The following is an 11786-nucleotide window of genomic DNA, read 5'->3' as shown; positions in this document are numbered from 1 at the left end:
AGAAAGGAAAAGAATAATCCAACATCGGTTTCGAGGATGCTTAACGGTAGCGTCTCAACAGAGGTTGCAGAAATAATTCTGCCTTTCTCTCTTCTCTACATTCAAAAAAGGCCTATACAAACTCCTAAGGGCATTTTTGCCTAAGCAAATTTTTCAAAATTGCTGTTGTCCTTCCAAAACTCCCGGCATTCGCGGCGGATATTCTTCAGGAAGTCTTCCTGCTGCTTAAGACTACGCCATTCCCCCAGCCCAAGCCGCTCGCATAGTTTGTAAAAACTGTCGCCTTGCCCCTTGGAGCCTTCCACTTTTACTAGGCAGCTTAAGATAGGACGCCCACTTTGGTATTCACTCTCCGAAATTTCAGCCAGGATTTCGTTAAGGCGGGATTTTTCGTGGGAGATGTCAAGGTTCAAGCCTAACTCGGCTTCTTGAACCAGATTGAGGTAGCTGGTAGTGCCTACCTGTGTGCGGGCAAAGCGAATCAAATGGCTACGTACTCGGCCGATCATGGGCGGGAAAGGGAAAAGTTGAAAGCGGAATGTACTAAAAAAAACACCCGCTGCCCCGGGCTAAAACCAGGGCAGCGGGCGGGCGCTAACCAAAACTATGCCGTTCAGCTATATAGCCAAAATTAGTGGGCCTTGCGGCGGTTCATTTCTTTCTGAATCAGGAGGAACTCCCGGCTGCTCTGGCCCGCAATGGCCGTATTTTCGTCAGCGCGGCGGAGCAGATACGGCATCACGGCTTCCACAGGACCGTAGGGTACATATTTAGCCGTGTTATAGCCTGCGTGGGCCAGGTTATAGCTTAGGTTATCACTCATGCCATAAAGCTGAGCAAACCATACCCGCTGGTCATTCGGGCGCAGGCCACGCTCCTGCATCAGTTCGGTTAGCAGCAAGGAACTGGCTTCGTTGTGCGTGCCAGCGCAAATGCTGATACGGTCAACGTGAGCCAGGCAGTAGCGCAGTGCTTCATTATACAGGTCGTCGGTAGCTTGCTTACTGGAGTTGATAGGATTTTGCCGGCCCTGCTGAGCCGCTACCCGTCCTTCCTTCTCCATATAGGCTCCGCGGACCAGTTTACCTCCTAAATAGTAACCACCGCGGACAGCGGCATCGTGCGCTTTCTGAAGGGCCTCCAGTCGGTCGTGGCGGTAGAGCTGGTACGTATTCCAGACAATGGCCGACTCCCGGTTGTAGCGCTGCATCATTTCGTAGGTGAGTTGGTCGATAGTTTCCTGAAACCAGCTCTCCTCCGCATCGACGAATACACGTACTCCGTACTGATGGGCCCGGGCGCAAATGGCGTTAATCCGTTTTTTGGTTCGTTCAAAGCTGGCCTGCTCCCCCGGTGAAAGCGCCGTGCCGCGTTGCACCTTCTCCAGGATAGCTGCGTCGCCAACACCCGTTACCTTAAATACGGAGAAAGGAATGTTTTGCGAACGGTGCGCTAAATCAATAGTCGCCAGTAGCTCGGTAGTGGTAGCATCGAAGCTTTTATCGTTGCCTTCGCCTTCCACTGAGTAGTCGAGGATGGTACCAATGTGGTAGCGGCCCAGCTCCTGAATTACGGGTAAGCATTCCTGAATAGTCTCACCCCCGCAGAACTGCTCAAAAATTGACTTTTTGATTAAGAACTTAGTGCCGGGCAGGTGCCACTTCAACGCCGCTTTCATGAGGCCACCCCCGGTCTTGACCAGCGAGTTGTTGTTCATGGCGGCAAACAGGGCGTACATCTTCCGCAACTCTCCGTCGGATTTGCTGGCAAATGCAACGGCGGTATCGTCGAAAGAAATGGGCGGAGCTTGAGTTACGGGCATCGATAGGGTGGTAGGGGTGAAGGGCAGCAGGGTGGAAAACTGCCAGTGCAAAGATAGCCGGTAAACATTGTTCAAACCGGGTTAGTTGCTCTGCTCTACCTCGCGCTTTGTAAATGCCGGTTCATGCAGACCGCTCCTCCCGCCTGCTGTAACCCCGGCCGTAGTACAGACTGCAGTTTAGGACAGTAGTTTCACTAAAATCAGGCAATACCCTTTTCAGCAGTGCTGCCCACCAGGTAGGCAGCGCACTACCGATTTACAACTCTTTTGGCGCGCGCACCTGCGCCGATACTTCCGGTGCGGCCCGGATATAAGTGTGCTCCGATATCTTGCCGTTGGCGTCCTGGAGTTGCAAGCGGTTGCCCGACACGGAATAGAATTGGTTGTTCTGGTAGCCCCGGTAAATGATAACGTGTCGGGAAGGCTTGCCGAAGCTGCCCATCACCCGGCGGACCGAAAAGGCGGCGGCGCTAACCAACTGCCCATCCTGATAGAACCGGGCCCGGCCGCGCCGGTCAAACTCGACTACCACTTGGTGGCCCGTGTTGGTTGGAGTAAGTCGGCTCTGATTGTCGGCCGTGGTTTGCTGCCACTCCCAGCGGCCTACCAGCTTTTCCTCAACCGTCGGCACCGAGTCGCGGTTACAGCCCCCCACCGCTAGACCCAGACCAGCGAGTGTTAGGAAGAATACGCCACGAGTAAAAGAGTTCATAATTGAATAGAAAGTAAGTTGCGTCTTAGTGAGCGTATTTCAGGCTGGATAGTTGCATCAAAGCAAGCTATTTTTGTCCGATTTCTTTTAATGGTGAGACAAGTTTTTTAAAACCAATAGTATTTTGAACGAAAACCTGTTCATCGGGTCAGAGTCTTTATCGGCCCTGGCAACCTTACTGGGGCGGCCGGCGGTAAGCCAGGTGTTTGTGCTGCTGGATACCAATACCGCCCGCCAGTGCCTGCCGCTACTGGAAAGACAGCTGCCGGGGGGGTATACCCCTATAGAAATTCCGGCCGGCGAAGAATATAAAACCCTTGCTACCTGCGAAGCGGTGTGGAACGCTCTAACCCAAGCGCGGGCCGACCGCCATGCCGTGCTGGTTAACGTAGGGGGAGGGGTGGTAACGGACTTGGGGGGCTTCTGCGCGGCGCTGTACAAGCGTGGGATTCCCTTCGTGCAGGTGCCTACCACCTTGCTGGCCCAGGTAGATGCCAGCGTGGGCGGCAAAACGGGAGTTGACTTCCTGGGGTTCAAAAATCAGATTGGGGTTTTTCAGGAGCCGTTGGCGGTCTGCATTGAGCCTCGCTTCCTGCAAACCCTGGACCCACGCCAACTGAAAGCCGGCTACGCGGAGGTAGTTAAACATTGGCTGATTGCGGACGCTGCTGCTTTCGCCCACAACCGCACCATCGGCATTCTGGTGGACGACTGGACCCCTCTGATTCGGGAGTCGGTGGCCCTGAAGCAGCGGATTGTGGCGCAGGATCCGTTGGAAAGAGGCCCGCGCAAGCTGCTCAACTTTGGGCATACCATCGGGCATGCCCTGGAAAGCTATCTGCTCACCCAGCCCGGGCGCGAAATTCTGCACGGAGAAGCCGTGGCGGCGGGCATGATTTGCGAGGCGTGGCTGAGCCATCACAAAGGGCAGCTAACCGACCAGGAGTTAGATCAGGTAGAAACTTTCCTCTTCTCTATTTTCGACAAGGTGCAGTTTGTGACCCTCGAAACCGAGGCTATTGCTGACTTTGCGCGGCAGGACAAGAAAAATGCGGGCAATGTTATCAACTGTACGCTGCTCGAAGGCATTGGCCAGGGTGTGTACGACCAGCCCGTGACCCTGGAGGACATTGCTGCCGCCCTGCGCTATTACCACCGGTTGTAACGGCCGGGCGAAGCTCCAGCTTCGCTTTCCTGGCCACCGCCGTAGCAGTGTTTGCCGGGGCGGCCCCCATCGTTCCACGAAGCGCGAAGCTGGAGCTTCGCCCTGCAACTATAACGTACCATCGACTCTTCCATTGCACTAACCTGGGCCGGCGGCGTCCTGCGGGGTAAGGCCCAGGTGCCAGCCTCCAAAAGTGAAAGTAACCGCGCCCTCATTATTCGGGCCCTGGCCGGTGGCGGGGAGCTAGCCAACCTCTCTGATGCCAACGACACGCGCCTGATGCAGCGGCTGCTGCAAAGCCCAACGGCCGCTGCCTTCGACGCGGAAGATGCCGGCACCGTGATGCGCTTTCTAACCGCCTACTTGGCCATGACTGGGCGCCAGACCGAGTTAACGGGTACTGCCCGGATGCTGGAACGCCCCATTGGGGTGCTGGTAGATGCGCTCCGGCAGCTAGGGGCCCGCATTGAGTACCAGGGCCAGGAAGGCTACCCGCCGCTGCGGTTGCTGGGCCGCACTCCCCAGCCTGCTACAGAAGAAGCAGCCGACTTTACTGAGCTGACCGTGCGCGGCGACATCAGCAGCCAGTACATTTCGGCCCTGCTCATGATTGGCCCTACCTTGCCCCACGGCCTGCGCATCTGGCTAACGGGAAAGGTAGGCTCCCGGCCCTATATTCGGATGACGCTGGCGCTTATGCAGCATTTCGGTGCCCAATGCCGCGACTTGGGGGAGGTGTTGGAAGTGCGCCCGCAGGCCTATCAGCCCACAAACTATACCGTGGAAGGCGACTGGTCGGCGGCCAGCTACTGGTACGCCATGGTGGCCCTGGCTCCGGCGGGCTCCTACCTCACGCTGCCCACCCTGCGTCATTACTCCTGGCAGGGCGACCAAGCCATTGTGGGCATCATGGAAAAGCTGGGGGTGAAAACCGAGTTTCTGGCCGATGAAGCAGTGCGCCTCACCCAGACTGAACCTGCCGCTTCTCTTACCCAGGACTTTGCCCAATGCCCGGACCTGGCCCAAACCGTAGCCGTAGTGGCCGCCGCCCGTAACATCCCCACGGAAATGACCGGGCTAGAAAGCCTGCGCATCAAGGAAACCGACCGGATTGCTGCGCTCCAAACCGAGCTGGCTAAATTCGGTGGCAGCCTCACAGATGAGGGAAGCGGCGTATTCCGGGTAGCTTCATCCGATTTCCGGGTAACGGGCCAAACAGTGGCCACCTACCACGACCACCGCATGGCTATGGCGTTTGCCCCCTTGGCCCTGCGCGGGGCACTGGTAGTAGAGGCGCCGCAGGTAGTGCGCAAGTCCTACCCCCAGTTCTGGGCAGAGCTAGAGCAAGTCGGATTCACCACGGACCCCACGCCCGCCCCGGTGTACTGATACCTCTGGTACAGGTGTATGCAAAAAAGCCGCTTCCTGCCTTTAGAAAGCGGCTTTTTGCTTATGCATCTGTACCAGGTTTAGCACCTTGTCCCAACTAACGGGTCAGTTACGGCCGTAGCTGCCTTGCGATTCAACTGCTGGTCGCCCATGACCCCGGCTGCTCTGGACGAAGACAGTTTCCGGTTTCGCTTCTACTGACCCATAAGCTTCTGAAAGTATGCGGCCGAGTACTGCAATCGGCTGCCGTACCAACTGAACAGCTCTCCATCTACCATACGAATACGCGCCTCCGGACAAAGGGCCTGGAACTCAGCTGCGTGCTTCTCGCCGAAGGGGTAGGGCTCCGAAGACAGCAGAATCTGGTGCGGCGCAGCGGCCCGGAGCAGTTCCGGCGTTACCTCGGGGTAGCGGCTCAGGTGGCTGAACACGTTGCGGCAGCCTGCCCGCTCCAGCATATCATCAATGAAGGTTCCGGCCGCAGCTACCAGGTAGGGCTTGCGCCAGATAAAGTAAGCGGTAGGAATGGGAGAAACGGTAGGGGGTAGGGCGGCAAAAGAATCCAAAATATTCCGGCCGAGCTGCTCCGCCGCTTCCTTACGGCCGGTAATCAGGCCCACCCGCCGGATCATATCCACGGAGTCAGTCAGCGTCAGGATGTCGCTCATCCACACGGGGTAGCGGGCAGCTAGCTGCTCAATCCCTTCCTGATAATTTTCCTCCTTATTGCCAAGGATAAGGTCGGGCTGCAGTTCATCTATCTGCTCGAAGTGAAAGTTCTTGGTGCCTCCGACAACCGTAGCCGACTTCCGGGCTCCAGCCGGGTGAATGCAGAATTTCGTGACGCCTACTACCCGTTCCCCTAGCCCCAGATCATATAAAAGCTCCGTCTGCGAGGGCACCAACGACACAATCCGGCGGGGTGGAAACGGCACGGCCACCCGTCGGTTCATCTGGTCGGTTACGGTAAGCGGCATCTGGGGCAGTGGCTCTAAGGGCATGCAGTTGTGGTTGGGGTAAGCGAAGGGGGTAGGAAAGGGCAAAAAAGAAGGCTACAAACTGAGCAGTACCCAGGGTGTAGCCTTCTTCCAGATGAGTGCTTCTGCTACAACTTAGCTGAAGTAGCGGAAATCGTGGCCGTCCTCAATGCGGAGCAGCGTTTCGTAGATAAGGCGAATTACGTTCTCCACGTCGTCCTTGTGTACGGTTTCCACGGTGGTGTGCATGTACTTGAGGGGTAGGGAAATCAGGGCCGAGGCCACGCCGGCGCTGGAATAGGCAAAGGCGTCGGTGTCGGTGCCGGTGGCGCGGGTAGCGGCGGCGCGCTGGAACGGAATTTCGGTGCTCTCGGCCGTTTCGATGATCAGCTCGCGTAGGTTGTTCTGCACGGCCGGGCCGTACGTAATTACGGGGCCTTTGCCGCAGTGCAGGTCGCCGGAGGTTTTCTTCTCGTACATGGGGGCCTGCGTGTCGTGAATTACGTCCGTCACGATGGCTACGTCGGGCTGAATGCGGTGGGCAATCATCTCCGCGCCGCGCAGGCCAATTTCCTCTTGCACCGCATTCACGATGTAGAGGCCGAAGGGTAGCTGCTTGCCATTTTCCTTGAGCATGCGGGCCACTTCGGCAATCATAAAGCCCCCCACGCGGTTATCGAGGGCGCGGCCTACGTAGAACTTATCATTGAGCACCATGAAGTCGTCCTCGAACGTCACCACGGAGCCCACGTGAATGCCCATTTCCTCTACTTCTTCCCGGCTCGAAGCGCCGCAGTCGAGAAATACGGTTTCAATGGTGGGGGCTTTGTCCTGCTCCACCTTGCGCACATGAATGGCCGGCCAGCCAAACACGGCTTTCACAATGCCCTTCTTGGTGTGGATGTTTACCCGTTTGCTGGGGGCCACCAGCGGGTCGGAACCGCCGTTTTTGCGCAGGTAGAGGTAGCCTTCCTTGGTAATATAATTTACGAAGTAGCTGATTTCATCGGCGTGCGCCTCAATCACCACTTTGTACTTGGCCTCTGGATTGATGACTCCCACCACCGTGCCGTAGGTATCCACGAAGTACTCGTCGATGTAAGGCTTAATATATTCCAGCCACAGCTGCTGGCCTTCTTTCTCGAAGCCAGTGGGAGACGGGTTGTTCAGATATTTCTGAAGGAAGTCGAAGGATTCTTGACGCATTGTTACGGCCTGCTGAGTAGCGCGAAGCATCTTATCACGTTCGTGCTACTGGGATGAGTACTGTTCTGACGAGAGGACGTGATAAGATGCTTCCTTCGCCAGTATGACAAATGGCTTTATAACGGAATGTTGCCGTGCTTCTTACGCGGTAGGGTATCTACTTTGTTTTCCAGCATCTTGAACGCCCGGATGAGCTTCTGGCGCGTCTGCGAGGGCAAAATCACTTCATCTACGAAGCCGCGGTGGGCGGCGCGGTAGGGGGTGGCGAATTTCTGCTGGTATTCATCTACCTTCTCCTGCAGCTTGGCTTCGGGGTCTTCGGCCGCCGCTATTTCCCGCTTGAAAATGATTTCGGCCGCGCCTTTAGCCCCCATTACCGCAATTTCGGCGGTGGGCCAGGCGTAGTTCATATCGGCCCCGATGTGCTTGGAGTTCATCACGTCATACGCTCCGCCGTAAGCCTTGCGGGTAATAACCGTGATGCGCGGTACGGTGGCTTCGCAGAAGGCGTAGAGCAGCTTGGCCCCGTTGGTGATGATGCCGCGCCACTCCTGGTCGGTGCCGGGCAGGAAACCGGGCACATCTTCCAGTACCAGCAGCGGAATGTTGAACGAGTCGCAGAAGCGCACGAAGCGGGCCGCTTTGGTAGAGGCATTAATGTCGAGCACACCGGCCAGCACGGCGGGCTGGTTGCCCACAATGCCAATGCTGCGGCCGCCCAGGCGGGCAAACCCTACCACAATGTTTTCAGCAAAGTTCTGGTGCACTTCCAGGAAGGAGTCGGCATCAATAATGCCCTCAATCACTTCCCGAATGTCATAGGGCTGGTTGGGGTTTTCGGGAATGATGCTGTCCAGCACCGCGCGCGACTCGTCCTGGCCGGTCTCATAGGGTAGGGCCGGGGCGGTTTCCTCGCAGTTCTGGGGCATGTAGCTCAACAGGGCTTTCAGCTGGTTGATGCAGGCTACCTCGTTCGGAGCCGTGAAGTGCGTCACGCCACTCTTAGCCGAGTGGGTGCTGGCCCCGCCCAGTTCCTCACTGGTTACGTTTTCGTGGGTTACGGTCTTCACCACGTTCGGGCCGGTCACGAACATATAGCTCGTATTTTCCACCATCAGGATGAAGTCGGTGATGGCCGGTGAGTACACCGCACCGCCCGCGCATGGCCCCATAATGGCCGAAAGCTGCGGTACTACCCCGGAAGCCAGGGTGTTCTTATAGAAGATGTCGGCGTAGCCACCCAGGCTCACTACCCCCTCCTGAATGCGGGCCCCGCCCGAATCGTTCAGGCCGATAACCGGGGCGCCGTTCTTCATGGCCAGATCCATAATTTTCACGATTTTCTCGGCGTGGGTTTCGCTCAGTGAGCCACCAAACACCGTGAAATCCTGGGAGAAAACGTACACCAGCCGGCCGTTCACAGTGCCATAGCCAGTTACTACCCCGTCGCCGAGGTAGTACTCCTTGTCCAGGCCGAAGTCCTTGGAGCGGTGCATCACAAACTTGCCAATCTCCTCGAAGGAGCCTTCGTCAAGCAGCAAATCAATCCGCTCCCGGGCCGTGAGCTTGCCTTTCTGATGCTGGGCATCAATCCGGGCCTGGCCCCCGCCGAGCAGGGCCTCCTGGTTTTTCTGTTCGAGAATTTCGAGTTTGCTTAGTTGGGCTTCAGCGCGCGAATCAGACATTGGGTGGGCTTGAGGAAAGTCGGTTTTGCTACTAGGGTCAGGAACCAAAGGTAACGTACCCGTAAAGAAAAGCCGCACCAGAATTTCGGTGCGGCTTTTCTAGCTATAGCATAAACCAAAACGGCCGGCTTCCATACGGAAACCGGCCGTTTTCAATTAGCCTAAGCAGCTATTCGCCTTTCTTCTTCGAGTCGTTGGGCTCGTCATCGTTGGGCTCGGGGGCTTCTTCTGGCCGCTCGTCGCTGGCGAGGTTAAGCTGCTCGCCGCTCTTGCTTACCGAGAAGGTCAACTCTTCAGCTCCAGCCGTGTAGTCGGCCGTGATGACGTCACCTTGGGCAATTTCTGCCTTCAGGATTTCCTCCGCAATCGGGTCTTCGATGTACTTCTGAATGGCCCGGTTCAGCGGGCGGGCACCGTATTTGGGGTCGTAGCCCTTCTCGGCCACGAAGTCCTTGGCAGCGTCGGTCAGCTCCACGCGGTAGCCCAGCGTCTGGATGCGGCCCAGCAGCTTCGACAGCGAAATGTCGATGATGCGGTGGATGTCGTGCTTCTCCAGGGAGTTGAACACGATAACGTCGTCCAAGCGGTTGAGGAATTCCGGCGAGAAGGTTTTCCGTAGGGCGTTGGTGATAGTGCCCTTGGTAATCTCATCCATGTTTTCCTGACGAGCCTTGGTGCCGAAACCAATGCCAGCACCGAAGTCCTGCAGGTCACGCGCCCCAATGTTCGAGGTCATGATGATGATGGTATTGCGGAAGTCTACTTTGCGGCCCAGGCCGTCGGTCAGAATACCGTCGTCGAGCACCTGCAGGAGCAGGTTGTACACGTCGGGGTGCGCCTTTTCAATCTCGTCGAGCAGGATTACCGAATAGGGCTTGCGGCGGATTTTCTCCGTCAGCTGACCGCCTTCTTCGTAGCCTACGTAGCCGGGAGGCGCGCCAACCAGGCGCGAGATGCTAAACTTCTCCATGTACTCCGACATGTCAATCCGCACCAGCGAATCTTCCTTGTCGAAGAGGTAGGTAGCTAGCACTTTGGCTAGCTCCGTCTTACCTACGCCCGTCGGGCCGAGGAACACGAACGAACCGATGGGCTTTTTCGGATCTTTCAGGCCTACGCGGGTACGCTGGATGGCTTTCACGAGCTGGGCAATAGCCTTATCCTGGCCAATTACCTTGCCTTTCAGCTCGTTGCCCATGTTGAGCAGTTTGGAGCTTTCGTTCTGAGCAACGCGCGAAACGGGGATGCCGGTCATCATGGCAATAACCTCGGCTACGTTCTCCTCTTTCACGGTGTAGCGCTTCTTCTTGGTCTCCTCTTCCCAGTCCTTCTTGGCTTGGTCGAGCTGATCAATGAGCTTCTTTTCCGTGTCGCGGAGCTTAGCGGCTTCCTCGTATTTCTGCGACTTCACCACGCGGTTTTTCTCCGTCTTGATATTCTCAATCTGCTCTTCGAGCTTGAGAATATCCTCGGGTACCACGATGTTGTTGATGTGCACGCGGGCACCGGCCTCGTCGAGAATGTCGATGGCCTTGTCCGGCAGGAAGCGGTCCGACATATAACGGTCCGACAGCTTCACGCAAGCCTCAATAGCCTTGTCGGTGTACAGAACGTGGTGGTGGTCCTGGTACTTATCCTTGATGTTGTTCAGGATTTCAATCGTCTCCTCGGGCGAGGTAGGATCTACCATTACCATCTGGAAACGACGGGCCAGGGCACCATCCTTCTCAATGTACTGGCGGTACTCGTCGAGGGTAGTAGCACCGATGCATTGGATTTCGCCGCGGGCCAAAGCGGGCTTGAACATGTTGCTGGCATCCAGCGAGCCGGAAGCACCGCCAGCACCTACAATCGTGTGCAGCTCGTCAATGAACAGGATAACGTCGGGCGACTTTTCCAGCTCGTTCATCACGGCTTTCATGCGCTCCTCAAACTGGCCGCGGTACTTGGTACCAGCTACCAGAGAGGCAAGGTCAAGCGTAACTACGCGCTTGCCAAACAGCACGCGCGATACCTTCTTCTGGATAATGCGCAGGGCCAGGCCTTCGGCAATGGCCGTTTTACCTACCCCCGGTTCACCAATCAGGATGGGGTTGTTCTTTTTGCGGCGCGACAGAATCTGAGCTACGCGCTCAATCTCCTTTTCGCGGCCTACAATCGGGTCGAGCTTGTCTTCCTCGGCCAGCTTGGTCAGGTCGCGGCCAAAGTTGTCCAGCACCGGAGTGCGCGACTTCTCATTGCCTTTCTTGGGGGTAGCACCGGCGCCGGCACCGCCGCGGCCTGCACTGCCACCAAAGAGGCGGTCGTTGTCGTCGTCGTCGGCTTCGGGGCCGTTGGTGGGGTTGTTCGCCGTGTTACCGTGGTAGTCCAGCGAATCGCGTACGGATTCGTAGTTCACGTTGAATTTGCTCAGGATTTGGGACGAAATGTTGTCTTCATCGCGCAGAATCGACAGCAGCAGGTGCTCCGTGCCAATAATTTCGCTCTTGAAGATTTTAGCTTCCAGGTAGGTAATCTTGAGTACTTTCTCGGTCTGCTTCGTCAGGGGGATAGAGCCGGTAATGCTCGTGCCCTGCGTAGCCGTGTTGCGGGTAGCTTGTTCGAGGGCGTACTTCAGCTCGTCCACCGATACGCCCAATTTCTTGAGCAGACCAATGGCCGTGCCTTCCCCCTCGCGAATCATGCCCAGCAATAAGTGCTCAGTACCGATATAGTCGTGCCCGAGCCGGATGGCTTCCTCCCGGCTCAGGGAGATGACCTCCTTGACACGATTTGAGAATTTAGCTTCCATGCAGATAAGGTAGTGAAGAAAAACGGAACCCCGCAAGTA

Annotated in this window: 9 protein-coding genes; 2 read left to right on the top strand and 7 right to left on the bottom strand. The window is 56.7% G+C overall.

What is annotated here, in order from left to right; translation table 11 throughout:
* Nucleotides 1-140: 140 nt before the first annotated feature.
* The 3 genes from K3G63_RS16455 to K3G63_RS16445 all read right to left on the bottom strand — a co-directional run bounded on the left by K3G63_RS16455 (nucleotide 141) and on the right by K3G63_RS16445 (nucleotide 2534).
* Nucleotides 141-509: a hypothetical protein gene (locus K3G63_RS16455; RefSeq protein WP_220615225.1), complete on the bottom strand. Its 369-nt coding sequence runs from the start codon at nucleotides 507-509 to the stop codon at nucleotides 141-143.
* 122 nt (nucleotides 510-631) lie between these two features.
* Nucleotides 632-1822, bottom strand: a complete 1191-nt coding sequence (locus K3G63_RS16450) for a proline dehydrogenase family protein (RefSeq protein WP_220615224.1) — start codon at nucleotides 1820-1822, stop codon at nucleotides 632-634.
* 256 nt (nucleotides 1823-2078) lie between these two features.
* Nucleotides 2079-2534 (bottom strand): hypothetical protein, encoded by a 456-nt coding sequence (locus K3G63_RS16445; RefSeq protein ID WP_220615223.1) that lies wholly within the window; start codon nucleotides 2532-2534, stop codon nucleotides 2079-2081.
* A gap of 124 nt (nucleotides 2535-2658) precedes the next feature.
* On the opposite strand from K3G63_RS16445, the gene aroB reads away from it, so the two are divergent.
* Both aroB and K3G63_RS16435 read left to right on the top strand, forming a co-directional pair.
* Nucleotides 2659-3699, top strand: coding sequence for a 3-dehydroquinate synthase (gene aroB, locus K3G63_RS16440; RefSeq protein ID WP_259404529.1), 1041 nt, complete (start codon nucleotides 2659-2661; stop codon nucleotides 3697-3699).
* A gap of 177 nt (nucleotides 3700-3876) precedes the next feature.
* On the top strand, nucleotides 3877-5088 hold the full coding sequence (locus K3G63_RS16435) for a 3-phosphoshikimate 1-carboxyvinyltransferase (RefSeq protein WP_310794602.1): 1212 nt from the start codon (nucleotides 3877-3879) through the stop codon (nucleotides 5086-5088).
* A 194-nt stretch (nucleotides 5089-5282) separates the two neighbouring features.
* Here the strand turns inward: K3G63_RS16435 and K3G63_RS16430 are convergent, their stop codons facing one another.
* The 4 genes from K3G63_RS16430 to K3G63_RS16415 all read right to left on the bottom strand — a co-directional run bounded on the left by K3G63_RS16430 (nucleotide 5283) and on the right by K3G63_RS16415 (nucleotide 11747).
* Nucleotides 5283-6089 carry an ABC transporter substrate-binding protein gene (locus tag K3G63_RS16430; protein ID WP_259404528.1) on the bottom strand — a complete coding sequence of 269 codons (807 nt, stop codon included), beginning with the start codon at nucleotides 6087-6089 and terminating at the stop codon, nucleotides 5283-5285.
* Between the two features lie 111 nt (nucleotides 6090-6200).
* Nucleotides 6201-7271 (bottom strand): M42 family metallopeptidase, encoded by a 1071-nt coding sequence (locus tag K3G63_RS16425; RefSeq protein ID WP_220615222.1) that lies wholly within the window; start codon nucleotides 7269-7271, stop codon nucleotides 6201-6203.
* 116 nt (nucleotides 7272-7387) lie between these two features.
* Entirely contained in the window at nucleotides 7388-8956 is a 1569-nt protein-coding gene (locus tag K3G63_RS16420; RefSeq protein WP_220615221.1) for an acyl-CoA carboxylase subunit beta, read from the bottom strand.
* 169 nt (nucleotides 8957-9125) lie between these two features.
* A complete protein-coding gene (locus K3G63_RS16415; RefSeq protein WP_220615220.1) occupies nucleotides 9126-11747 on the bottom strand; it encodes an ATP-dependent Clp protease ATP-binding subunit in 2622 nt (873 codons plus the stop codon).
* Nucleotides 11748-11786: the final 39 nt, after the last annotated feature.

It is taken from the genome of Hymenobacter sp. HSC-4F20 (assembly GCF_019599275.1).
Lineage (GTDB): Bacteria > Bacteroidota > Bacteroidia > Cytophagales > Hymenobacteraceae > Hymenobacter.
Note: the sequence above shows the minus strand (reverse complement) of the source record. Positions and strands in the feature narration are given on the sequence as shown.

Coding starts and splice junctions, on each gene's coding strand:
- K3G63_RS16430 (WP_259404528.1), bottom strand. CDS start 6,089: ATGCCCTTAGAGCCACTGCCCCAGATGCCGCTTACCGTAACCGACCAG.
- K3G63_RS16420 (WP_220615221.1), bottom strand. CDS start 8,956: ATGTCTGATTCGCGCGCTGAAGCCCAACTAAGCAAACTCGAAATTCTC.
- K3G63_RS16445 (WP_220615223.1), bottom strand. CDS start 2,534: ATGAACTCTTTTACTCGTGGCGTATTCTTCCTAACACTCGCTGGTCTG.
- K3G63_RS16450 (WP_220615224.1), bottom strand. CDS start 1,822: ATGCCCGTAACTCAAGCTCCGCCCATTTCTTTCGACGATACCGCCGTT.
- K3G63_RS16425 (WP_220615222.1), bottom strand. CDS start 7,271: ATGCGTCAAGAATCCTTCGACTTCCTTCAGAAATATCTGAACAACCCG.
- K3G63_RS16455 (WP_220615225.1), bottom strand. CDS start 509: ATGATCGGCCGAGTACGTAGCCATTTGATTCGCTTTGCCCGCACACAG.
- K3G63_RS16415 (WP_220615220.1), bottom strand. CDS start 11,747: ATGGAAGCTAAATTCTCAAATCGTGTCAAGGAGGTCATCTCCCTGAGC.